This window comes from Paenibacillus shirakamiensis (genome assembly GCF_017874255.1).
In the GTDB taxonomy this organism is placed as follows: Bacteria; Bacillota; Bacilli; order Paenibacillales; family Paenibacillaceae; genus Fontibacillus; species Fontibacillus shirakamiensis.
Map to the genome: position 1 here is coordinate 164754 of NZ_JAGGLD010000002.1, position 22769 is coordinate 187522.

The 22769-nt window shown below is 42.4% G+C and carries 22 protein-coding genes; 5 read left to right on the top strand and 17 right to left on the bottom strand.

The features are described from left to right. Nucleotides 1–127 precede the first annotated feature (127 nt). Complete coding sequence (locus tag J2Z69_RS07685; RefSeq protein ID WP_209860842.1) at nt 128–1027, top strand: NAD(P)-dependent oxidoreductase; 900 nt, start codon at nt 128–130, stop codon at nt 1025–1027. 379 nt (nt 1028–1406) lie between these two features. Here the strand turns inward: J2Z69_RS07685 and ppnP are convergent, their stop codons facing one another. The 4 genes from ppnP to J2Z69_RS07705 all read right to left on the bottom strand — a co-directional run bounded on the left by ppnP (nt 1407) and on the right by J2Z69_RS07705 (nt 6143). Continuing rightward, nucleotides 1407–1718 (bottom strand): pyrimidine/purine nucleoside phosphorylase, encoded by a 312-nt coding sequence (ppnP, locus tag J2Z69_RS07690; RefSeq protein WP_209860844.1) that lies wholly within the window; start codon nt 1716–1718, stop codon nt 1407–1409. Between the two features lie 36 nt (nt 1719–1754). Next, nucleotides 1755–3773 carry a transketolase gene (gene tkt / locus J2Z69_RS07695; RefSeq protein ID WP_209860845.1) on the bottom strand — a complete coding sequence of 673 codons (2019 nt, stop codon included), beginning with the start codon at nt 3771–3773 and terminating at the stop codon, nt 1755–1757. A gap of 293 nt (nt 3774–4066) precedes the next feature. Further along, entirely contained in the window at nt 4067–4966 is a 900-nt protein-coding gene (purU, locus tag J2Z69_RS07700) for a formyltetrahydrofolate deformylase (protein WP_209860847.1), read from the bottom strand. Between the two features lie 43 nt (nt 4967–5009). After that, nucleotides 5010–6143, bottom strand: coding sequence for a deoxyribonuclease IV (locus J2Z69_RS07705; RefSeq protein ID WP_209860849.1), 1134 nt, complete (start codon nt 6141–6143; stop codon nt 5010–5012). A gap of 223 nt (nt 6144–6366) precedes the next feature. Between J2Z69_RS07705 and J2Z69_RS07710 the strand changes: the two genes are divergently transcribed. Next, nucleotides 6367–6837, top strand: coding sequence for a DUF2621 domain-containing protein (locus J2Z69_RS07710; protein ID WP_209861423.1), 471 nt, complete (start codon nt 6367–6369; stop codon nt 6835–6837). A 125-nt stretch (nt 6838–6962) separates the two neighbouring features. Next, nucleotides 6963–7916, top strand: a complete 954-nt coding sequence (locus J2Z69_RS07715) for a TIGR01777 family oxidoreductase (RefSeq protein WP_209860851.1) — start codon at nt 6963–6965, stop codon at nt 7914–7916. Between the two features lie 320 nt (nt 7917–8236). On the opposite strand, the gene J2Z69_RS07720 is transcribed toward J2Z69_RS07715, so the two are convergent. From J2Z69_RS07720 to J2Z69_RS07775, 12 genes are all read right to left on the bottom strand, one after another. Next, entirely contained in the window at nt 8237–9943 is a 1707-nt protein-coding gene (locus tag J2Z69_RS07720) for a DUF6382 domain-containing protein (protein WP_342591569.1), read from the bottom strand. 11 nt (nt 9944–9954) lie between these two features. After that, on the bottom strand, nt 9955–10446 hold the full coding sequence (locus tag J2Z69_RS07725) for an A24 family peptidase (RefSeq protein ID WP_245339095.1): 492 nt from the start codon (nt 10444–10446) through the stop codon (nt 9955–9957). Between the two features lie 66 nt (nt 10447–10512). Continuing rightward, nucleotides 10513–11451, bottom strand: a complete 939-nt coding sequence (locus J2Z69_RS07730) for a TadE family protein (RefSeq protein WP_209860855.1) — start codon at nt 11449–11451, stop codon at nt 10513–10515. 76 nt (nt 11452–11527) lie between these two features. Beyond that, complete coding sequence (locus tag J2Z69_RS07735) at nt 11528–13687, bottom strand: hypothetical protein (protein ID WP_209860857.1); 2160 nt, start codon at nt 13685–13687, stop codon at nt 11528–11530. A gap of 93 nt (nt 13688–13780) precedes the next feature. Further along, nucleotides 13781–14377: a pilus assembly protein gene (locus J2Z69_RS07740; RefSeq protein ID WP_209860859.1), complete on the bottom strand. Its 597-nt coding sequence runs from the start codon at nt 14375–14377 to the stop codon at nt 13781–13783. 56 nt (nt 14378–14433) lie between these two features. After that, a complete protein-coding gene (locus tag J2Z69_RS07745) occupies nt 14434–14625 on the bottom strand; it encodes a Flp1 family type IVb pilin (protein ID WP_209860861.1) in 192 nt (63 codons plus the stop codon). Nucleotides 14626–14689: 64 nt separating this feature from the next. Then, nucleotides 14690–15562, bottom strand: coding sequence for a type II secretion system F family protein (locus tag J2Z69_RS07750; RefSeq protein ID WP_209860863.1), 873 nt, complete (start codon nt 15560–15562; stop codon nt 14690–14692). An 11-nt stretch (nt 15563–15573) separates the two neighbouring features. Beyond that, nucleotides 15574–16425: a type II secretion system F family protein gene (locus J2Z69_RS07755; protein WP_245339096.1), complete on the bottom strand. Its 852-nt coding sequence runs from the start codon at nt 16423–16425 to the stop codon at nt 15574–15576. Beyond that, on the bottom strand, nt 16422–17666 hold the full coding sequence (locus tag J2Z69_RS07760) for a TadA family conjugal transfer-associated ATPase (RefSeq protein ID WP_209860865.1): 1245 nt from the start codon (nt 17664–17666) through the stop codon (nt 16422–16424). The genes J2Z69_RS07755 and J2Z69_RS07760 overlap by 4 nt, the downstream gene beginning before the upstream one ends. Next, the gene (locus J2Z69_RS07765; RefSeq protein WP_209860867.1) at nt 17659–18816 is read right to left on the bottom strand and encodes an AAA family ATPase; all 1158 of its coding nucleotides are present in this window, start codon (nt 18814–18816) and stop codon (nt 17659–17661) included. Before J2Z69_RS07765 ends, J2Z69_RS07760 begins: the two co-directional genes overlap by 8 nt. Nucleotides 18817–18979: 163 nt before the next feature. Then, nucleotides 18980–19396 carry a thiol-disulfide oxidoreductase DCC family protein gene (locus J2Z69_RS07770; RefSeq protein WP_209860869.1) on the bottom strand — a complete coding sequence of 139 codons (417 nt, stop codon included), beginning with the start codon at nt 19394–19396 and terminating at the stop codon, nt 18980–18982. Between the two features lie 149 nt (nt 19397–19545). Continuing rightward, complete coding sequence (locus J2Z69_RS07775; RefSeq protein WP_209860870.1) at nt 19546–19824, bottom strand: hypothetical protein; 279 nt, start codon at nt 19822–19824, stop codon at nt 19546–19548. Nucleotides 19825–19977: 153 nt separating this feature from the next. Here J2Z69_RS07775 and J2Z69_RS07780 point away from each other — a divergent pair, with 153 nt between their 5' ends. Then, the gene (locus tag J2Z69_RS07780; RefSeq protein WP_209860872.1) at nt 19978–20613 is read left to right on the top strand and encodes a YjgB family protein; all 636 of its coding nucleotides are present in this window, start codon (nt 19978–19980) and stop codon (nt 20611–20613) included. A gap of 55 nt (nt 20614–20668) precedes the next feature. Here J2Z69_RS07780 and J2Z69_RS07785 read toward each other — a convergent pair whose 3' ends face one another. Beyond that, nucleotides 20669–21091, bottom strand: coding sequence for an organic hydroperoxide resistance protein (locus J2Z69_RS07785; protein ID WP_209860873.1), 423 nt, complete (start codon nt 21089–21091; stop codon nt 20669–20671). A 332-nt stretch (nt 21092–21423) separates the two neighbouring features. Here J2Z69_RS07785 and J2Z69_RS07790 point away from each other — a divergent pair, with 332 nt between their 5' ends. Further along, nucleotides 21424–22758 carry an Nramp family divalent metal transporter gene (locus J2Z69_RS07790; RefSeq protein WP_209861429.1) on the top strand — a complete coding sequence of 445 codons (1335 nt, stop codon included), beginning with the start codon at nt 21424–21426 and terminating at the stop codon, nt 22756–22758. Nucleotides 22759–22769: the final 11 nt, after the last annotated feature.

Genomic DNA, 22769 nt, shown 5'->3' on the forward strand with positions numbered 1-22769 from the left:
CCTTGGAACAACTTAAACCTAGAATACTGTATATTACACCTCAAGACAAGGGTAACAATCTACTCCTGCGGCATTGGGCGTGGTAAAATGGACCTGTAAGATATAACAAGGAATCGAAGGTGATCGTATGCAAAAAATAGGATTTATAGGTCTAGGAACAATGGGTGCTCCCATGGTATCTAACCTTTTGAAAAAAGGATATTCTGTATCTGTATATAATCGTACTCCCTCCAAAATGAATGCATCTGTAAAAGAAGGTGCCGTAGCAACTCAAAGCCCTCTTGCGGTGGCAGAGAAAGCCGAGGTTATATTCACCATGGTTAGTGATGATACCTCCATCGCGGACGTATATGAAGGCGAGAACGGGCTTCTTGCGGGTCTGCGCAAGGGTGCGGTTGTCATAGACAGCAGTACGATCTCTCCGTCTCTCTCCAAGCAACTGGCAGAGCGAATTGAAGCACTTGGAGCTTCTTTCCTAGATGCCCCCGTTACTGGCAGCTCCCCAGCAGCCATTGCGGGTACATTGGTATTCATGGTGGGTGGACCCGGAGAGATTCTGGAATCAGTACAGGATATTTTTGATACACTAGGCAAAAAGGTCATTCATATGGGCGAGAATGGGACAGGTTCTGTAGCCAAGCTTGCGCATAACACCATGGTAGGCATTAATAACCTTGCGGTTGCTGAGGGATTTGCGATTGCTTCCAAGTCTGGTCTACCTCCTGAAGCTTTCTTCGAACTCATTCAGCTCGGTTCGGCTGGGAGTAAGGCCGTTGATATGAAGGGGCAAAAGATTATCGATCATGACTTCACGAATCAGTTCTCCCTAGCGCTAATGCTCAAAGATCTGAAGCTAGCTTCTACATTAACCGATGCCGCTTCGATTCCCTCTCCAATGCTCAATCTTGCCAAGAGCTTATTCCAAGCGGGACAGACGCAAGGATATGGGGATGAGGATCTTTCTGCAGTCGTGAAAATCTATGAAGCTTGGAACGGTCAGACCATTGCCGGTAACAAACTCAGCTAACCTTAGACAACAGAGATATGGGCTTGTTATGCCGACATCTTAATTCATGACTATATATGCCTATTTAAAGAGCCAGTGCTTTCTCATCTAGAGAATGTGCTGGTTTTTTGTGCAAGGATAGGACCAACTTCAACTTCAACTTCAACTTCAACTTCAACTTCAACTTCAACTTCAACTTCAACTTCAACTTCAACTTCAACTTCAACTTCAACTTCAACTTCTCAATTTTTGCATGGGTGCAGTATAGAAGGTTATATAATGAAATTTCATCCCTCTAATATTTCACTTTCAATTATTTCACTTTCTATAAAAGAAAAGCAGCATACTTGGTCACCCAAGTATACTGCCTCCTCTTAATTCCCATTTGCAGGCATGACATTTATTTGTAGCTGCACACGTAATCTGTAACCTTACTAACCTCAAGTTTGAACTTACGATTTGCCGGAACGACGAACTCTCCTGCTCCTTGGATCGTTTTCCACTCCGTCTCATCCGGGAGAAGCACAGTAAGCTCCCCCGATTGGATGGTCATAATCTCCTCAGTATCTGTTCCGAACTCATAAGAACCCGGCAACATAATTCCCAGTGTTACTTTGCTTCCATCTTGCAGATGGACGGTGCGGCTCGTTACTTTTCCATCAAAATATACATTTGCAGCTTTATCTACAGTGACATTCTGAAATTGCGGCATAAGATCTCCGTTCCCCTTTGCGGATAGTTTGGTCGCTTAGTTCAATTGAGCTTTTACGTGTTTGACAACATTCTCTACAGTGAAACCATATTCTTCAATCACTTTATCTCCCGGCGCAGAAGCACCGAATGTATCAATACCAATGATTGAACCTTTCTCACCTACATAACGCTCCCAACCAAATGGATGAGCCATCTCGATAGCTACACGTGCTTTCACATCAGGCAAGATCACGGAATCTTTGTATGCTTGATCTTGTTTGTCGTATAGATCCCAGCTTGGCAAGCTGATGACACGAGCCTCGATGCCTTCTTCTGCAAGCGCAGCTTGAGCACGAACCGCAAGTTGAACTTCAGAACCTGTAGCAATCAATTGAACGACAGGTTTACCGCTTGGTGCATCGGAGATTACATAACCACCGCGCTTGATTCCTTCACGAGCAAGCTCAGCTGAGTTGGCCAAGATTGGCAAGTTTTGACGAGTTAGAACCAAGGCTACCGGGTTGCTAGTGTTCTCGACTGTATAAGCCCAAGCCGCGGAAGTCTCGTTACCATCTGCAGGACGAATCACCGTCAAGCCTGGAATTATCCGGATGGATGCGAGTTGTTCGATCGGCTCATGCGTAGGACCGTCTTCACCTACTGCAATACTATCATGCGTAAGCACGTAGGTTACAGGCAATTTCATGATGGATGCAAGACGAATAGCTGGACGCAGATAGTCTGTGAATACGAAGAATGTTCCTCCGAAAATTTTCAGACCACTATGAAGGGCAATCCCGTTCATGGCAGAAGCCATACCGAATTCACGTACGCCATAGTAGATATTACGGCCTTCGTAGCTTTCAGATGTGAAATTGCTTAGACCTTTCAGATGCGTCATTGTTGAACTTTCAAGGTCAGCAGATCCACCAAGCAATTGAGGAACATTGTGGATAAGACCATTTAATGCATTACCAGAAGCTACACGTGTGGACAGAGCTTTATCTTCAGAAGAGTATTTCGGAAGATCTGCATCCCATCCTTCAGCTAGTTTGCCAGCAGTCGCAAGTTCGAACTGGGCAGCAAGTTCTGGGAATTCTGCTTTGTATTTCGCATACTTCTCATCCCATGCTTTATTCGCTTCCATACCGTGAGCTTTTACCGTAGCAAAATGTTCACGCACTTCATCAGGTACATAGAAATCTTCTTCATAGACCCATTTGTAGAAGTCTTTAGTAAGTTTTGTCTCGTCTTTACCTAGTGGGGAACCGTGCGTACCTCCGTGGCCGCCAATCCCTTGCTTGTTCGGGCTACCGTAACCAATCACAGTCTTCACTTCAATCAGTGTAGGACGAGTGCTGTCTTTTTTACCTTCTTCAATCGCTGCTGCGATTTCGTTCAGGTTGTTACCATCTTCTACGAGCAACGTCTGCCAACCGTAGGCATCGAAGCGTTGTCTAACACTTTCAGAGAAGCTCAAGTTCAGCTTACCATCAAGTGAAATATCATTGGAGTCGTAAAGGAAGATCAATTTGCCCAATTTCAAATGTCCTGCGAATGAAGCCGCTTCTGCAGATACACCTTCCATCAAGTCTCCGTCGCCACAAATACCATACGTATAATGATCTACTACTTTGTGTTCGCCTTGGTTATAAGTAGCCGCCAATTGCTCTTCAGCAATCGCCATCCCTACAGCCATAGCAATACCTTGACCTAGAGGACCTGTAGTTGCATCTACGCCTGCAGTATGACCAAACTCTGGGTGACCCGGTGTTTTGCTTCCCCATTGACGGAACTGCTTAATATCGTCCATAGAAAGGTCGTAACCCGTTAAGTGAAGCAAGCTATACAAAAGCATGGAGCCATGTCCAGCAGAAAGAACAAAACGGTCACGGTTAATCCACGTTGGATTTTCTGGGTTGTGGTTCATAGTCTTTGCGAACAATTGATAGCCCATAGGAGCTGAACCCATTGGCATACCTGGATGGCCGGAGTTCGCTTTCTCAATCGCATCAATAGAAAGGGTACGAATCGTCGCAATGGACAGATTGTCAATGATGTTATTAGTAGTCATAGTCTAAAATTCCTCCTTGATAGATGTGTAGACAAAAATTGAGCGCTCATAAATTATACGGTCGATTTGAAAAAGTCATTTTGACTTATTTATACATTGTACCATAAAAGAAGCATGCATTTCTACACTATCCCCCAAAACATTGAATGACATTACATTTCATTCATCCTATATCTAACTTTACAAAATGAAAGCTTCAAATAGAAAAATTCACATGTGCTGAAAGGGAGCCCTATTTAAAACATAAAACAATCTAGGCCACCGGATATATTCCGGCAGCCTGTTTGATATGCTTAGTTGAACACTACAGTTTTATTATGATGAACCAGTAAACGATCTTCAATGTGCCATTTCACAGCTCTAGCCAGAACGACACGTTCAATCGTACGCCCGATCCGCTTCAGTTCATTTACATTATCACGGTGACTTACTCGCTGAACATCTTGTTCAATGATCGGTCCCCCATCGAGTTCTTCGGTAACATAATGTGCTGTAGCACCAATGATTTTGACACCACGATCGTAGGCTTGAGCATAAGGCTTGCCCCCAACAAAAGCAGGCAAGAAAGAATGATGAATATTAATAATCCGGTTACGGTAGGGTTCAATAAGAGCCGGAGATACAATCTGCATATAGCGGGCAAGGACAATTAGATCTACTTTCCCATCTAAGAGCTCCAATTGCTTGGCTTCCGCCTCTTTTTTCGTATCTGGTGTCACCGGAATATGATGATATGGAATACCAAATGATTCAATGTAAGCCTTCATATCGGGGTGATTACTAATGACCATCGAAATCTCCGCATCTAGATCACCCGCCTGCCATTGCCATAATAACTCAACTAGACAGTGGTCTTCTTTGGAGACCAGAATCGCTATCTTCTTTTTCTTCTGGAGAGGAAAAATGTTCCATTCCATTTTAAATGTTGTCGCAATTTCTTGAAAGTCCGCCTCAATTCCTTGGAGCCTCGTATTCAGATTTTCAAGATCAAACTCCACTCGCATAAAAAACATGCCGCCTTCGGGGTCCATCGAATATTGATCAGACTGAACGATATTCGCTCCGTGCTGATGGAGGAAATGAGAGACAGCCGCTACGATTCCTGGTCCATCTGGGCAAGAAATCAGCATCCGTGCCCGATTTTTCTGATATTCTTTGATAGGTAATAATCCTGCCTTGGTGTGTGTGTCCATGAACTTCAAATATCCTCCTTCAATATCTACCTTTGCAACTATATTAAGCTTGTAACTTCAGATCATGAGCTGCTAGCCAGCCGATCAGACGTTGATTGATTTGTTCTTCGTTCAAATGCGGCAGAAGCGATGCCTCCACGACCAGATCATAGAGACGCTCCAGAGGCTCTCTTGGATCTGCTTTTTTGGCTTTTGGATCATTTTTCAGCAGTTCCCATGTACTAATAACGAAAGCACGTGGATGGATATCTTGCTGGGTAAAGAATTGATGGAGCTGCTCCACTTCCGTTAAGTAGCTCTCTCCCAATCGCTCAGCTGCAGTACCGCGTAGAAGTGCAATTTCAGCTTCATACATCGGACGCTGAGTTTTGGCGTCTTTTCCAATCCAAGGGGTCTCTAGAATGAACGGCTTACCCGCTAATTTCTCATGATGAACCACCCGATTTATAGCCTCAAAGCCAATCCAACCCGTTCCAATAGGCGTATGTCGGTCTTTATGAGATCCTATAGGATTCTTGCTGTCATTGATATGCACGACACCAATTTTGTGGAGCCCAATAAGGCGGTCAAATTCTTCTAATACACCATCCAAATCGTTCACAATATCATAACCAGCATCATGAATATGGCAGGTGTCTAGGCAAATCGTTAGACGCTCGTTGTGCTCCACCTTCTCAATAATGCGGGCGATTTCCTCAAAAGTGCGACCGATCTCTGTTCCTTTTCCAGCCATCGTCTCTAAGGCAATATTAACGTCCGTCTCACTCGTACCATTAAGCACCTCATTCAGACCTTCAGCGATACGGTCGATACCATAGTCGGCATCCTTGTCCGTAAATGCACCGGGGTGAAGAACGATATTCTTTACACCAATTGCGTGGGTGCGACGAATTTCTTCTTGCAAGAACTCCACAGCCAATTGATAAATATTGGATTTATAAGAACCCAAATTCACTATATATGGGGCATGGACAACGATGTCATCCAGCTGAATCCCAGCAGCGCTCATCGCTGCGCGACCCTCTTCCAAGAACATCGAATCAATTGGCTTGCGCCGCGTATTCTGGGGAGCTCCTGTATATATCATGAACGAGCTGGAGCCGTAAGATGCGGCTTCTGCTGTGGCACTAAGCAAACCTTTGTCGGAAAAAGATACATGCGAACCTATTTTTAGCACGTGAAAGGAACCTCCTTCGAATATAAGCTTGTATTGAATTTATTTTATCGTGAATGTGGAAATAAATCTAGGTGAGTGAATTCGGGGGCCTCTGTCACTAAAGTAGTAGAAGGATTAGAGCATTTTATTCCATATAAATGATCGATATAAAATGGGAAATAAGGTATAATTTCTAAATAGTAATGAGTAGTAAATGATGAGACTGAACGAGGTGAAACTATCGATGTATCTTTTTAATAACCTACTTTACGCAGCCGTAGAAGGACCGAACCGCTGGTTTATGAATTCAATTGCTTTTTGGGGTTTCGTTATGTTAGCTACGATGACTGTGGGCGGATTTTTCATGTTCCGCAAGTTCCTCAAGGTATTACCCAAAGCGGACGGCAAATCTAAACTGGATTGGCAGAATTATTGGGTTGAACGCAGTCGCCCGCTATGGACGGATGAAGCAAAGGGTTTCTTAGATAAGCTGGTATCCCCTGTTCCTCAAGCATTCCGTGATATCGCAAAGCATTCCATTGCAGCCGAAATCGGTAAAATCACGATTGAAAGTGGCGCAAGCGAGGTTACACGTGACCACTGTATCAAAGGGTATATCATCGCTACCCCAAAGCGAGATAACAAGTTCCTTATGAAATTTCTGAAGAAGAATGAGATAGACTACCTGCCTTATCAACATTTAATCAATAAATAATAAGATTAACCTATACAAGCAATTCATGTGCGTAGAAGTAAAGCCACATATACAGACAAACCCACCGACAGACGGTGGGTTTTGTTATAGGAATGGGTAAAATAATGAAAAGGAGGTTGAGCAAAATGAAGATGGCTATTGCGGGGGGAACAGGATTCATTGGGAAAGCCCTATCCTCGTATTGGGTGAGTCAAGGACACCATGTTCAGATTATTACAAGAAAGAGACCAGAGACTTCGGAACAACAATCTCAACCTATTCCTAATAGTGCCTCACATACCCCAACGAATCCAAAAGAAGGACAACGGACATATGTAACCTGGGACGAACTGGAGAAAGATTCGTCATCGCTCGAGAGCATGGATGCCATCGTTAACCTTGCAGGAGCCTCGCTTAATCAGCGGTGGACTTCTAAAGCAAAGAAGCAAATTTTAGATTCAAGGCTTAGCTCAGTCCATTCCTTACTTAAAGTTGTAGCTACACTATCACATAAACCCGCAGTTATCATACAAGGATCGGCTGTAGGCTATTACGGGACTTCACTGACCGAAACTTTTGATGAACACAGTGCGAGCTCGGGCACCGATTTTCTATCCAATGTTACCCGCCAGTGGGAACATGCTTCCCTACCTTTTAAAGAAGAGGGCATAAGGCTGGTATATCTAAGAACTAGTGTAGTTTTAGGGAATACCGGGGGTGCGTATCCTCTTATGCGACTGCCCTACAAACTAGGTGTAGGCGGAAGAGTAGGCTCTGGGAAGCAGTGGGTGTCTTGGATTCATCTGCATGACATGGTACGGCTCATCGATTGGTGTATCCAGCAAAAGGCACTCTCAGGTCCAGTGAATGCAGCAAGCCCCGAACCTGTCATGAATGCTGAATTTGGACGTGTTGTTACTCGTGTTCACCACCGGCCCTACTGGTTCCCCCTTCCAGCCTTTCTCTTAAAAACCATACTAGGCGATCAGTCCACCTTACTGCTGGACGGTCAACGCGTACTTCCTAGGAAAGCGCTAGATCATGATTTTCATTTCAAATTTCCTTCTTTACAAAAAGCAGTGAAAGATTTAAAGGAATAATAAAGACTTCCTGTGATTAAAGGGTTTTGAATTTTGTGTTTTTGTGTTTTTGTGTTTTTGTGTTTTTGTGTTTTTGTGTTTTTGTGTTTTTGTGTTTTTGTGTTTTTGTGTTTTTGTGTTTTTATGTTTTTATAATTATTCTGATTTCTTAACGTTCTGCTGTTTCAATTCTTCATTTCTTATATTTTTATTTTCTTATTTTCTTATTTTCTTATTTTCTTATTTTCTTATTTTCTTATTTTCTATATTCTTGTGTTCTTTTCTTATTTTTTGTGTTCTTGTGTTCATGTGTTCTTAGTCTGATAACGTAAATTGATATTTTATCCCAGACACAACTTGAATTCAGTTGAAGCAATGGAAAACACATCTCCATTAGCAAGGGGATACGCTTTGTAGGGGGCCATGGGTTCCCCTTTTAGCTTGGTGCCATTCCGAGAGCCGAGATCTTTAATAGTATATGTCTTTCCCTCTAATGCCACTTCAACATGCGCTCTTGAAATTCCCACAGTCTTGTCTACATACTGTACTACTTCCTGCGATCTTCCAATAACAAAGCTTGCTCCCGTAAGTGGAATATCTTCCTTTACGCCATTAGTAGCTTCCTTCCTCTCAAGGAAAGGTGTATTCATCACGGAAGAATCTTGGGTGAGCAGTGTGGTGGCTTGTGGAAAAGGAGGATTTAACAGCTCCGTGTGAAATGCTGGATTCATCTTCGTATTCTCGAACTTTGAAGATGGAGTTCCAGATCTGGAAAGTTGCCAGGCGTCTGAAATGTCAGCGTGACTAGAAATATGAGAATAAGATGTTACATCCTTCTCTAATAGATCTCCATTTCCAGATTGAACTAGATGATTTAAGTTGGGCGACTGTGGCACATAAGCTAAGTTTTTATAAAAGTTATCTTCTTCTAAAGGCTTATCATTCCAACGCCATGCCTTCTCGTTCCATCCACGTTTTGAAAAATTTTCGTCACTTGCTTGATCATTCGAATTCTTAATAGGCTTCTGATTATGTTGGTTATCATGACGTCTCCATCGTAATGCAGATACCATTCCTAATATGAATAGTAGTGTTAATCCTGCACTAATATATAAAGTGGAGGTACTTATATGATCTAGGTAAGCTAACTTCCAGCTCAAGGCAGAAGCTAACAGCGCGGTTAACATTACATACGTACGTGTCTTTCCCGTTATCCATAAAACCTTCTCATCCAGTTCAGTAGATTCCGGCCTCATAAGTGTTGCCGGGTCTAGATGATTAGGCTTAGAAATAGGAACAGACATTGAATATTTATTTTTATTTAAGTGAGATTGATTATGTATTCTATCTTCTGAATCCAATTCGCAATCTCTCTGATCCTCACGGTAACAGGTTACAGAGGTAGTGGATGTACGTTCCTGCGAAATAGGTGATTCAGAATAAGGTAGCTGATAATACATCTGTCCTTGTTCTTCCCCAGCCAGCAACTTTTGTAGTAGCCTGAGCAATCCATCTAAAGAAAAAGCTTCATCATTACACATCTGAACAAGCTTCTGAATCCCTCCACCTTCAAGCTGTGTTACACAAGTCATACACTTCATAATTAATGAGGAAATTTGAGAAGCCACGGATGGACCTACATTTAACTGCTGTAATGGAATATAGGTAAAGTATAGCTTCCCTGATCCTAGTTCTCCCTCAACAAAAATAAACTCTTCATGAATCCTATAGCTAGAAGGATGAAGCATGTATTGATTACACTCCTGCAAGGCTCTAACAATCTGAATAAAAAAAGCATAAAACTCCGGCATACTCATTCGATCGCCGCGCATACGCTGAGACAACATGCGCTTTCCCTGAATATCATATTGAAGTCTAATATACAGATCAATTTCTTTCACATTCATTTTCAGAAGATGGGGAATATTTACAGAAGCCATCATACTGCATTGCACATGACTCAAATCACTTGATTGTAATGGGGGCTCTGTGGTAAGCACCATGAATGTGCCGCCATGATGTACATAATCTACTTGGAATTCATGCACTTTATTACCTCCTAAATATAATAATAGGCTATTAGAACTCCGGGCAGAACTGCTAGCATAAATGGAAATGTGAGCATTTCTTTAGGTTCAAGACGTAATACACTAATCTGTCTTAAAGCAATAAATCCAACTATATTAGCTGCTACTTTTCTGAAACGGCTGAACAATTCTTTACGTAATATCACAATAAATAAACCCAGTAGTCCTGCGAAAATTATAGAATACATCATCGAAGAGAGAGCGAAGGTTACTCCCATCCATGAGCCGATCCCTCCAAAAATTTTCACGTCCCCTCCTCCTACTGCACCGCAAAAATAGAGTACCATCATAAACCCAAATCCTACTGCCGTTCCGATTACACTTACGTACAAACCAGATGGACCTTCCCAAAACAAGTGGAATATCCATCCGCTCCAAATTGATGTTACCGAGATTGCATTTGGAATTTTCATATAACGTAAGTCTGTTACAAATGCCAAGAGCAGAAATACCATACACCCCATAAAAACTAGCATTCTTGTGCTGCTTCTCCCTTCTCATCCATAGTCCTTAAATGTTAGACCGGATTATTACTGTTGCTTACTGTTCACTTCAAAATGATCTGTCGTCGTCACACCCTCTTCGGTCTCAAGTATAAAGCTCCACGTTCCCAGCGTTGTATTTCCAGAGACGAGCCAGCTCCAATCCACATATCCCGAGGCATCAGCTGTAGCCTGTCCTAAGTATTTAGCCGTGCTTTTTCCACTCTTGTAAAACACAGTCAGACTTACTCTACTTCCAGGCTTCGCGCTTGCTGATATAGTAGCCTTATTCCCGCGATAAGCTGGAGAAGGCTTGCTTAATACTTTCGCTCCCTCGTAAGCCTGTGAAATATTTCCCTCGCCCGCTATACCTCCCTCTTGCTCTTGGGTGTCCCCAATCCAAAGACGTTCAAGAGCCTTAGACTGAATTACTATGGGTTGGGATGTAAAGGGAATACGTATGGGTAACTTATAATTAAGCTCCAATCCAAAGTATGGAGACTTTCCTGTTTTCATGTCTGGCACAATGACACGGCTAACATGAACACGTTCTTCTTGAAGCTGAGTCCCTACAAGTAATGGATGCAGAAGTGGCTTCAACCATGGATCAAGCACCGCTTCAGACATTTGATTGCGCATATCCTGCAACGGCTGTTCTCCATTAGTAATGCCTTCCTTAATCCAGTCTGATAAGGGTGACGGCAGTTGTTCTGTATATTTGGAAGACCACTCACTCAGCGACAATTTAGGCATTTGCCACGATGTAATAGATGTAGAATCCGTAGAACCCGAAGAATCCTTCGATTTCATGGCTATTGCTACCGGATACATATGTGCAGCCACATTTTTCACACTGTTTGATGCTACCGTATGTAACTGTGAAGAGAAGACCGTCACTTGAACCATATAGATCAAGAAGAAGATAACCATAACAAATACAGGCATAACTAACGCAGCTTCTAGCACTACACTTCCTCTATTATTCATAGCAAAAGCTTCTCTCACTTGTCCTATGAATATATTGAATAGAAAGAACGGACGGTAACGCTTTCTTTCTGTGATATTAGTAGGAATAGTCCGCTTGTTTAACCGCATAATACTTATTCCCTTCTACAATTCCTGATAGAACACCTGAGGACTGCATAAGTTTAGCTATACCCGGAAGGAACCACACAGGCATAGCTAAGCTTACCTCACCAGATATATAGGAAGGTTGTTCATCTGGATTCACGCCTGTGTTCATTCGAATTAAAGCTAACATTCTGGAAATTCTGGATTCACTCCCCCCTTGCATTAACATGAACGTTCTTAGAAAATCACGATAGCTAAGTTCTACCTTTAGATAGTCACTCAGCTGAATACTTCCTTTTTCGCAAAGGCGAATCATATCTAGTAAGGCATGTTCGATTCCATATAATAAAGCCATCGCGAGGATCAATAATGGATTACCCGCAGAAGTATTTTTTATTAATCCTTCCATAGTACGAACCGCTAGTCTCGCAGCAAATATTTCTCCATATGCAGCTGCGATATTGCCTGTGGGATTCTGGAAGCCATACAAAACATACTCCAGCTCCTGTTGTTTTGGACCGAATTCATTCCCAATCGTACGAATCGAGCCTCCTTTTGCAAATTCTTTAAGCCTTGTAATATCGAAGGGGTTGAAATACTCAGCTGCATATTCTGTCTGAAATGCACGGTCGCTCATACCTTGAATTAAGCTGGAAAAAGAGTCATACAATTGATCCATACCCGACATAGATTCACTTACAGATTGATAGGGATCATGTTCTTGAGGTCCAATTGCAGCTTCTGACAGAGAATCACTTCCACCATTCGCATTTAATTTTTTATTGTTCAGGTAGTAACTATCTAGCGTGTTAAATTCCCCCTGTTTTTCTTTGAAGGAATTACTTGCATTCGAGAGCCCCTTCACAATACTCAGAGCATTCCCTAGTTTTACCTTAGCCTCTTGCTCTGTCTTCTTCCGAGCATCATCATAAGCTCGATAAGATTTCAAAGACTGCTCTTCCTGCTGAATTAAATTTTGTGCACCGCTATCGAAAAACGTATGTAAGTAATTGTCTGCTTCTGAAGCAGCTAGTGATATTGTAGATTGTATATCGGCTGAGCTATTTCCTGGATTCAGTAATGTTGTTTCTTTGGATCTAGTTTGTAAAAGGGAGTGCTGAAGTCGATTAAAGCTAACCTTTTGCTCCGTTAGATGATCTTCAATCTGCTTCCAAAGCGTATCAGGTATAACTAATGCATCTGTCATATTTCTGATTTTGGAGATTTCAGTACTTCCACCTGCCTCATCCTCCCCCTCAGCTCCAACCTGGTTATACTTCGCATCCACTGCTCGATTTTTAGATTCCTCAATCACTTGTTTCATTTGTTCATTAAGGATTTTAGCATCCTTTAATGAAGATTCCGCAACCATTACATGTTGAGGGTGGGCTCCCTGGGCTCGCACAAGATCGGATGCAAGACTACTAAACGTCTGGGATACACTCTGCCGATAAGACTGAATTTCAGCTTGATATATCTGATCTTTTGGAAGCTTCCCACCATCTTCGGAAATCTTTGTACAATACTCATCATAATGGGCCGCTGCATCGGCCGCAGTCTGGACCGATAGACCTAAACCCGAGTTAGATGGGTTTCTTTCCCCATGAACCGCGTTCCAACCTGATGCATTTTTGGCGGAAACCATAGCCTGCCGCTGATTGGCTAATACCTCATCTAATTTAGCTTCTCGCTTGTCGTATAATTTCTGCAATTTACCCATGACATTCACAGTGCTGGATGCTTCTTTCATAACGTTAGACATAGGCTTGAATTTGTTAACAATCTCAAGTGTTAGATTAATAGGTGCCTTATATTTCATTTGCTCCCGAACTTGCTGTATAAATATGGGGTATAACCCCACGGGACGACTCAGCTCAAGGGACGAACTTGCTACTTTTGCACGTAAAATGGGTAGATCATCACTTCGTGAAGATAGATTAGACTGCTCTTGAAGAACCTTAGATAATATGTAAGATTCATTTGTGCCTCCATATGCAAACAATCCATACTTCTCAGCCAGATTAGGATCATATGCTGACATTACAGACCGGACAGCAGCGTTAGAAATTTGTTCAGCTTGATTCTGAAGGGCCGCAATTCTAGCATAATCAATGAGTACCGCCACAAATGCAAAAATCACGGCAAAAATCATAATTAGAAAAACAGTCACCGCGCCCTGCTCGGAGCGCTCTTGCTGAAATATAGGTCATATCTCCTTTCGGATTTCAATATGAGTTATTTTTTATTATTTTCCAAATCTCTGTAGAGCTTGTCCTGCTTTCTGAGGTGAAAATCCATCCTCTCCCTGTTTGAACTTAGCTCCATAATACCGAGTAATATTCACGTTTCGAATCCATTCCATAGGCTCTACCACGTACGCGCTACTTGAAGCTGCTTGCTGCATATCACGATGTAGAAATCGTTCTAGCGGTGCGAGATGAACTACTCGTTGTAACGATACAGTAACCCTTCGGTTCATAAATTGGTGCTGATAATCCATAGTCCCTTTTAAATTTTCAGGAACAAGACTGCCTATACGGAGCAATTTCGTTGTTGCTAAATCCTCAGAAGATGGACTTGCTGGTAAAGGAATCTGAGATCCTCCCTTAGCACCAGCCCACCCAAATAAAGCGCTAATCATCGAGTCATCTTTTAATCTCCAATACAGACCATCATATATTCCTAATGGTACAGAACCTGATTTAGAATCTTTGTGACTGTTATCCCAATTGTAAGCCGCTCTCTCGGCTGCCACTGCCGAAGCTTGCTGTAACATAGCCGTCTGATATAAATACAATCCAAAGAATAAGAACAGTATGAGAATCCACATGATTACAGGCATGACAAGGGAAGCTTCAAGTGTATAGCCCCCCCTTGCATCCTTTATAAATTTAGAAATCACTTATCATCCATAAAATCATTCGTTTTGGAATTCGCCTTGCCTAGCAAGCTTTTGACAATATTGGATAACTGATCCCTGAAAATCACAGCAATAATTACAATTACAGCAATGATCAGAATCATCTCTAACATGCCTAAACCGCGCTCGTCCTTCCACATAAGGCTCATTTTCTTTTGAATACTTAACATGCTAAATCTCTCCTTCATATATTGAATGGTAGGGTTATTCAAACGACTCAGAATGTTCTTCATGTCATAGACTCATTGCCATAAATGCAGGTGCACCCATTAAAATAACAATAATGACAAACAACAAAACCATCGGGAACACCAACTTCGAAGATGCTTGTTCACCGCGGGTGCGGCTTACAGCTTTTCTTTTCTCCCACAGCGTATAGGACAGGTCCTTTAAACATAAGACGAAATCTTGACCTCCCCTCTTGAAATTAAGAAGGACAGCAGTAGAAAAAGAAGATACTTCCTGAATAGCACAGCGTTTGCTGAATGCTTCTATTGCCTGCTGAAAAGAATACCCACTGTCCATTTCTCGAGACATTTGGAACAATTCCTTGTATAACGGGTGTTCTGCTTGTCCTTTTTTTCTATCCAAACAGAGGCGAATGGCTTTCTGTACCGTCTCCCCCGCTCCTACAAGCAAAATAATTTTACTAAGCAATTCCGGAAGTTCCAGTATGATCTGTTGTTCTCTTATCATCACTTTCTTACGAAGATCTGCTATTAACGCTAGTGGGACCAGAACTGCAAGGGAACAACCGAGTCCAAATCCCATCCCATCCCCACCCATACATAGGGAAAATATGCAGCCTGCCACAAGAAATAGGTAGCTGTAATTCAGCATTTCCGCAAGGAAAATTAAAGTATAATCCCCCACTTTACGAGCTCCAGACAGCTTCTGGACAGATCTTTGAATTTTAAAAAAGAAGATAGGAAATCTCCCCGCAACTTGGATTTTGTTCAGTACATATAACATTGGAGGTGCAAGCAGCTGAAGCCGCAGACCTTCCATCTTATAAGAGGTACAATCCAGATACGAACTTCTCGCTAGTCGATACAATATGACCCAACACAAAATGAACAATAGCAATAAGGATGACCACAACAACATATATTCACCTTCTACACTTCAATATTCATAATTTTGTTCGTCATCCAAAAACAAGCCAAAAATAACAACAATGCAGTACCAGATATGAACAGACCTGTCCCACTGTAAAGTGGAAGCATGTACTCTGGAGACGATAGGTCCATAAATATTAAAAAGAATACCGGTGTTCCCAGCAAAGCTTTAGCCTCAAAACGTTTTTGCGCCATCATCACCGAAATCTCCTGTCTAATCTCCAGCTTCTCGCTGATCATACCCGCAGTTCGGCGAACGATTTCAACTAGATCTCCACCTGTACGTTTGCATGTGGTGAACACATCTGCAAAATTCGTAATGTCTTCCATGTCAGCACGATGACTGAAATCCTGAAGTGCTTCTTCAATGGGTTGACCATATTCAAGCCGAGTACAAATAATGCTTAATTCAACAATAAGGTCGTTCTGCGCATCCGGATATAAGAGACGCAAATCGTTAATAGCTTCCCTAAACCCATTTTCTACAGATCGCCCTGCTGCAAGCGATGAAGATAAAGAGCCTAAGGCTTGCTTGAAATGCATGGAGAGCGCACTCCTTCTTCTCGCTAACCTATACCGACTCCAAAACTGAGGAGCATACCCTCCCCCTAGAGAAAGTACTGCTGCAATAAACCAAAGATGAAAGAATATATATCCAATTCCATAGCACAGAATTCCTCCGATTACAGTACAGAACACTTTTTGCTTCAAAGTTAAATCAAACACATTGTACATAGGTAGGACTACGCCCTGTTGTAATCCTTTTTTCATACTGTTCGAATCTTTAAATGGATTACTCTGTGCCAGTAGGCTAACTCTACTGCGCAGTCTGGAAGCCGGTTGAAATTTCATGTTCCACCTCCATGCATGAGCGAACAGATTTCCATTCCAGCCATGCTTAACTTCTCTGTATGTATAATTGCGTTCCCCGTAGATACTAAGCCACCTAAAATCTTGCCATCCTTTTCTCCTGTCTCTTTAAATACATATAAAGGATTTAAGATTACTTCTCCTCCCTCCATCCCCATAACCTCTACGATCTCTGTAATTCGGCGTGAACGATCCCGCATTCTTGAAAGATGTACAAAAATATCGATAGCCGAACTAATCTGTTGACGTACAACTTGAATCGGTAAATCTGCTCCACTAAGCACCATGGTCTCCAGACGACTAATCATATCTTTTGTGCTATTGCTGTGTCCGGTTGAGAGCGATCCGTCATGTCCGGTGTTCATAGCTTGCAACATATCCAAAGCTTCCAATCCCCGTACCTCGCCGACCACAATTCGATTGGGTCTCATCCGCAGTGAAGAACGAATGAGTTCTCTTACTGTAATCTCCCCTCGTCCTTCTGTATTCGCATTACGTGTCTCTAAGGAGACTAAATTCGGAACGGTCTTAATCTGTAGTTCTGCAGAATCTTCAATCGTTATGACTCGCTCATCGGAAGGAATGTATTGAGAGAGTGCATTAAGGAATGTTGTCTTCCCTGATCCCGTTCCTCCACTTATAAACAAGTTATATTTGCTCCGCACTAAAATCTTGAGCATTTCTGCGGCTTCCTGAGATAGGGAACCCATGTGCACGATGTCATCTATGGACATGGGATGCTCCGGAAATTTACGAATGGTTACGGTCGGGCCTTTGAGCGCAATGGGTGGAAGGACTACATTAACCCGTGAACCATCTGCAAGCCTAGCATCTACAATAGGGGAAGACTCATTCACTACTCGGTTCATTCCGGCTACAATGGATTGAATAATATCTTCTAATCTCTCCTGAGATTCAAAAGCAAGATCAGACTTAATGAATCCCCCTCTCTGCTCAATAAATATCTCTTCATGACTGTTAATCATAATCTCCGTTATGGATTTGTCGTCGACCAAAGGCTGGAGCACATCCAGTCCTCGAAATGAATCATAGATTCGTCTTACCCAGCGCCTCTTGGCTTCTGCTGTTAGATGACGAACCTGCTCTTCCCGTAGTACACGTCGTTCAATCAGATTCATTAACTCCGCATCACTTAGACTTGAAGTAACATCTAATCCAGATCTGATCTCATTTCGAAGTAGGCGAAACCCGTCCTCACTCATAACTTCTCCTCCTTGCTGATTCCCCATGAGGAGTCTGCTGACCACCACTCAAGTGGTAGCATAGCTGCATCAGATCACGCTGGAAGATAGGAGAAATCTGCAATTTATCCTCTTCCTTCAGCTGCTTCCAAGTAGGGATGTAGGGTAATGTAGCTAACTCCTCTCTAGCAGTAAAGGCGAAATCATTCACCAGATTTCCCATATAGCGATTCACAATAAAAACCGTCTTGTTCATCCATCGCATATGTTGTTCTTTATTTGAATGTTCAAGGTGCGATAACCAACGACTATTTTTTTGAAGTGAACCTGAATCATCTGTTAACAGCCATACGATCTGGTCGCATTGATCAAGAGCCGACTGTGTCGCTTCACTAGGATAGCTATCCATATCTAGAATAATTTGATCATAGCGAGCCGACTCCACTAAATATTGAAGTAAGTGCTGCATATCTTGATGGCGCATCTCCATCATCTCATCCATATTAGCAAGTGGTTCGTATACCTCCGCTTGTACATGAACCTGGTAATTCACATACTCTGCTGGTGAGATCTGTAAGGATTCCTTTCTTTCGTTAGCTGCTTTCAGATCATAAAGTAGTCTGGCCAGATCTGGACCCTCCTGCTGCGTCGAACTCCCCCAGCTAACACTGCTTACGGCCTCCAAATTCAAATAAAGAACCTTGTTCCCTTCTGATCCCATTTGTCTTGACATCTGAAGAGCTACTGTCGTCTTCCCACTACCTCCCGCCGCAGAATATATACCGATTACTTCCGTTGAGGTTGGGCTACCCCTGACTTGCCTTCGTGCCAATGGACGAACCAACTGATCTGACAGAGTTTGTAATAACACAGGTAATGACTGGTATTTAAACAGCCTCTCATCCCCCTCAGATCCTGTGAATTCTTCACTTAGGATAATCCAAGGTAATTCCCTTCCTGATAAAGCATTCCATTTGTCCTTGAACATAGGCTCTGCTACTATGGCATCGGCCACTTCTTCTTCAGTAAGATGATAGTGTTCAAATGCTTGCCACTGGCTAAAAGCTGTTATTCGAAATTGCTCAGCAAATTCGCTTTGACTTACGTAATGCAGGAAGGGTTCTATATACTGCTCATCCTGCACCGCAAGTACAATTTTTACAGAAGCCATCTCAACCTCCTGACCGAAACAACAAAAAAGCACCGCTCAAAAACCGATAATTCGGTCCATGAACGGTGCTTCCGTTTGACGTTGTTCCTTAATTTTACAAGTAGAATACCACAATTAAATATAGCCCGCAAGCTATTTTATTTTGACTTGTACCCTATAAGTGCTAACTGAGAAAGCGATCTTTTGTCTCTGCTGTAGGTAACATGCATGATTCCGATTGTCCAAACCACTGATACCGATGACGAGCTATGAACTCATAGATTGCATCCCTTAAAAAAGGGGGAATAACGACTCCAATCCACAACAAGGGCCAAGGCCAAGGAAGGTGTCTAACCAATCTTAGCGCAGCTTTCGATCGAGTATAAAAATGTCCATTCTCGAAAAGAACAAAACTGCTGAATGTATGAAGATCAAGCCCCCCTTCAGCAAGGAGATTCTGCCCTAAATCAGATTGAAGGGAAGCAAAACGAAAATAGCCTCGTTTGTCCCGGCGAATGATGAACCTTGTCACGCCCTGACACAAGTTACACACTCCATCCATTAATACAATTGCATGTTTTACGGATGTCTTGCTATTCATTCCCAAGATCACCTCAGCTTCTATAGGTCCCTTATTCATACATCATACTGTTGGTTAAAGATAATAATAAACTATAGATCCATTTATAGAAATGAAAAAAAGCGCGAGCATTCTACTCGCACTTCGTTAATGTGAATTTCGTCATGTAGTTATTTCGTTGCTGCGTGCTCTAAAAATTGTCCCTCAATCAACTGATTGTGAATATCTGCTGTGAAGTTATCCATGCATTTACAGATAAAATCTTTGCGGCAGATAGGGCAAGGATTTCGAAGTAGACGGCTGATATTCGTCAATTTCCACTCCGGATAACGTTGGTAAAATACACGTGTTTGTGTACCGTCTTCCATGTTCACCATGAATTCATACAATCCGTCTTTATCATTATTACTAGCTTCGGTAACCTTATTTACAATCGGTCTGTAAGACATGCTCATCACCCGTTTACTCAAAATTTCGTTCTAATTCAGTACTTAGACATATTAAAGAATTTTGAGCAGCATGTCAACTCACCACAAGGTAAGCGTGTGGGCAGACTCATCTTTCTTAACCCATCTTTTATCACCTAAGGAGGATTAATTCATATGAATCAACCCAGAGTCAAATGGATCAGCACCGTAGTGTTGTGTCTTATGTTAAATACAGCTTGCAGTAATCAGGAGGCCTCCCCCTCTACTAATGAACCCGCACCTTCCAAAGATACAACACAAACCTCTTCTCCAACTGCCAAGCCCTCTCAACCACAGCAGTCATCCCCATCCTCTGAGGCCACACCGGATCATCTTATACAACAGATTAAAGCAGCTGCCGATCAAGGAAAAGTGCCTGACAGTGAATATGCCGTCAAATCGGGAGACTGGATCGAGATTCAGAAACAATGGGGCAAGCCAGATCACATTGAAGCTGCTGGAAAAGGTCGCTATGCGACCTATACGAAGAGAGGAATTTCCTTTGGTATCAATAAAGGTGAAGCCATTTTTGACGTTCGATCTTACCGTGAGAATCTGCGAAAAATTACCCTTTCAAGCGTAGTGGACACCATGGGAAAGGAGATGTTCCAAACGACCGCACCTGGGCAAATCATTCTGAATTATCCGGCTGGGGATAATTTTCTACTGAAATTTATTTTTAGCAAATCGACATCTGAAAAACCGGACCCCACGTTAGATCACATTTCCATCTATAATCCTCAAGGGGCTAAAAACAATATGGCTGGTTAATGTAAAAAAGGCTTCCTGTCCAAAGGACGAGGGAGCCTTTTGATAAGTTATAGTGCTACATTACCGCATTGAGTTTCACTTCAATATTGCCCCGAATCGCTTTCGAGTAAGGACAGAAATTGTGAGCTTTTTGGATCAAATCTTGCAACACACGTTCTTCGACGCCCGGGACCTTAATATCTAATTGAACCGATAGCTGGAACCCACCATCTGCCGGATCTTTTCCAATGTTAACGTGACTAGTAACTACAGCATTGTCCGCCTTAATTCCCTCTTTACGAGCGACATTTGTCAAGGCACTTTCAAAGCAGGCTCCATAACCAGCGGCAAATAATTGTTCTGGATTCGTACCCTGGCCACCAGGGCCGCCTAATTCCTTAGGCATCCGAAGATCGTGCTTTAATGTGCCATCCGATGATTCCACTGAGCCTGATCTTCCACCTACAACGGTTGCTGTGGCTGTATACAATGCTTCCATACTTGATCACTCCTTCTCTAAATTGGGTAAGACATGTTGTACATGTAAAGCAATGATGCGCATTTGAAACTTATTTTGGAGAAAGCAACTATAGGATGTTGCCTTTTCCCTAAATCATGCATACATATAAAAAGCAGTTGTGCTGCACGTTAAAAATTAGAAATTAATTTCTTTTAAAATAAATTTAAATAAACCGTTTTCATTAAAAAGTTTCCCTAGACAAAAATATTTGTAGGTGTACAATACTAACAACAGCACTACTACAATTAACTTTCTTTATCCATTTCAATAAAGGAGTGACACTCGTGGAAGAAGCTCAAGCGCAAGATCCTATTGTACGGGAAGTAGCCGGCGGCTGGAAATCGAATGCCTCAGCAGGGCTTCCTTCCCTTCCAGAAGCTCACCGCTCACTGAAAATACCAAAAAACGCTAAATGGTTCCGCAAATTTCTAGCTTTTGCCGGTCCAGGATATATGGTCGCTGTCGGGTATATGGATCCTGGGAACTGGGCAACCGATATCGCAGGGGGGTCAAAATTCAGTTACACCCTTCTCTCCGTAATTCTTCTTTCTAATTTGATGGCGGTCTTACTACAATCTTTGGCAGGTAAACTGGGCATTGTAACGGGGAAAGATCTAGCTCAAGCCTGCCGAGATCATTTTTCCAAACCCGTAGTTATTGGCTTATGGATTTTATGCGAGACTGCGATTGCCGCCTGTGACCTTGCTGAAGTCATTGGAACCGCTATTGCTTTGAATTTATTATTTGGACTGCCCTTAATTTATGGAGTCACCATTACGGCTGTTGATGTTCTTTTAATTTTAATTTTGCAAAACAAAGGGTTTAGGGTACTTGAAATGCTCATCATCGTACTCATCGCAACCATCGGGGTATGCTTTGGGATTGATTTATTTTTGACGGCGCCAGATGCAGGCAGTGTATTTCGAGGATTTGTCCCTTCTGCGGAAATTGTGAAAAATCCAGAAATGCTGTATATCGCCATCGCCATCTTGGGTGCAACAGTCATGCCACATAATTTATATCTCCATTCCTCTATTGTGCAGACTCGTCAGATTGACCAGACGCCGCAAGGCAAACGTCAAGCTATTAAATACATGACATGGGATTCCACCATTGCCCTAACGCTAGCTTTATTCATTAACGCTGCAATTCTGATCGTCTCGGCTGCTGCTTTTCACTCCCAAGGTCTAACGACGGTAGCAGATATCAGTGATGCTTATCATTTACTTACTCCTATTTTAGGCACAACTATAGGCAGTATTATGTTCGCTGTAGCGCTGCTGGCTTCTGGTCAAAACTCTACTTTAACGGGAACGCTTGCCGGTCAGATTGTCATGGAAGGGTTCATCAACATTCGCTTGAAACCTTGGCTTCGCCGCTTAATTACCCGCTTAATCGCCATTGTACCTGCCGTTATCGTTACCATTTTGTATGGAGATTCTGGCGTACAAAAGCTGCTTATTCTTAGCCAAGTGATTCTTTCATTACAACTTCCCTTTGCCGTAGTACCGCTCGTACGGTTCACCAGCAGCAAAGCCAAAATGGGAGAGTTCGTAAATAAACTATGGCTCAGCATCCTAGCATGGTTCATTACAGCCGTAATTATTGTTCTTAATATGTATTTATTAATTCGGACGCTGTTCTAATCGTTCCAGTA

Bases quoted from the DNA above. Each gene is read 5' to 3' on its own strand.
- J2Z69_RS07725 (WP_245339095.1), bottom strand. From the start codon at position 10,446: ATGGGGTGTATGGTATTTCTGCTCTTGGCATTTGTAACAGACTTACGT.
- J2Z69_RS07775 (WP_209860870.1), bottom strand. From the start codon at position 19,824: ATGTCTTACAGACCGATTGTAAATAAGGTTACCGAAGCTAGTAATAAT.
- J2Z69_RS07770 (WP_209860869.1), bottom strand. From the start codon at position 19,396: ATGAATAGCAAGACATCCGTAAAACATGCAATTGTATTAATGGATGGA.
- J2Z69_RS07785 (WP_209860873.1), bottom strand. From the start codon at position 21,091: ATGGAAGCATTGTATACAGCCACAGCAACCGTTGTAGGTGGAAGATCA.
- J2Z69_RS07735 (WP_209860857.1), bottom strand. From the start codon at position 13,687: ATGATTTTTGCCGTGATTTTTGCATTTGTGGCGGTACTCATTGATTAT.
- tkt (WP_209860845.1), bottom strand. From the start codon at position 3,773: ATGACTACTAATAACATCATTGACAATCTGTCCATTGCGACGATTCGT.
- J2Z69_RS07765 (WP_209860867.1), bottom strand. From the start codon at position 18,816: ATGGCTTCTGTAAAAATTGTACTTGCGGTGCAGGATGAGCAGTATATA.
- J2Z69_RS07745 (WP_209860861.1), bottom strand. From the start codon at position 14,625: ATGTTAAGTATTCAAAAGAAAATGAGCCTTATGTGGAAGGACGAGCGC.
- ppnP (WP_209860844.1), bottom strand. From the start codon at position 1,718: ATGCCGCAATTTCAGAATGTCACTGTAGATAAAGCTGCAAATGTATAT.
- J2Z69_RS07715 (WP_209860851.1), top strand. From the start codon at position 6,963: ATGAAGATGGCTATTGCGGGGGGAACAGGATTCATTGGGAAAGCCCTA.
- J2Z69_RS07740 (WP_209860859.1), bottom strand. From the start codon at position 14,377: ATGCCTGTAATCATGTGGATTCTCATACTGTTCTTATTCTTTGGATTG.
- J2Z69_RS07755 (WP_245339096.1), bottom strand. From the start codon at position 16,425: ATGAAATTTCAACCGGCTTCCAGACTGCGCAGTAGAGTTAGCCTACTG.
- J2Z69_RS07750 (WP_209860863.1), bottom strand. From the start codon at position 15,562: ATGTTGTTGTGGTCATCCTTATTGCTATTGTTCATTTTGTGTTGGGTC.
- J2Z69_RS07730 (WP_209860855.1), bottom strand. From the start codon at position 11,451: ATGAATAATAGAGGAAGTGTAGTGCTAGAAGCTGCGTTAGTTATGCCT.
- J2Z69_RS07780 (WP_209860872.1), top strand. From the start codon at position 19,978: ATGAATCAACCCAGAGTCAAATGGATCAGCACCGTAGTGTTGTGTCTT.
- J2Z69_RS07710 (WP_209861423.1), top strand. From the start codon at position 6,367: ATGTATCTTTTTAATAACCTACTTTACGCAGCCGTAGAAGGACCGAAC.
- J2Z69_RS07685 (WP_209860842.1), top strand. From the start codon at position 128: ATGCAAAAAATAGGATTTATAGGTCTAGGAACAATGGGTGCTCCCATG.
- purU (WP_209860847.1), bottom strand. From the start codon at position 4,966: ATGGACACACACACCAAGGCAGGATTATTACCTATCAAAGAATATCAG.
- J2Z69_RS07760 (WP_209860865.1), bottom strand. From the start codon at position 17,666: ATGAGTGAGGACGGGTTTCGCCTACTTCGAAATGAGATCAGATCTGGA.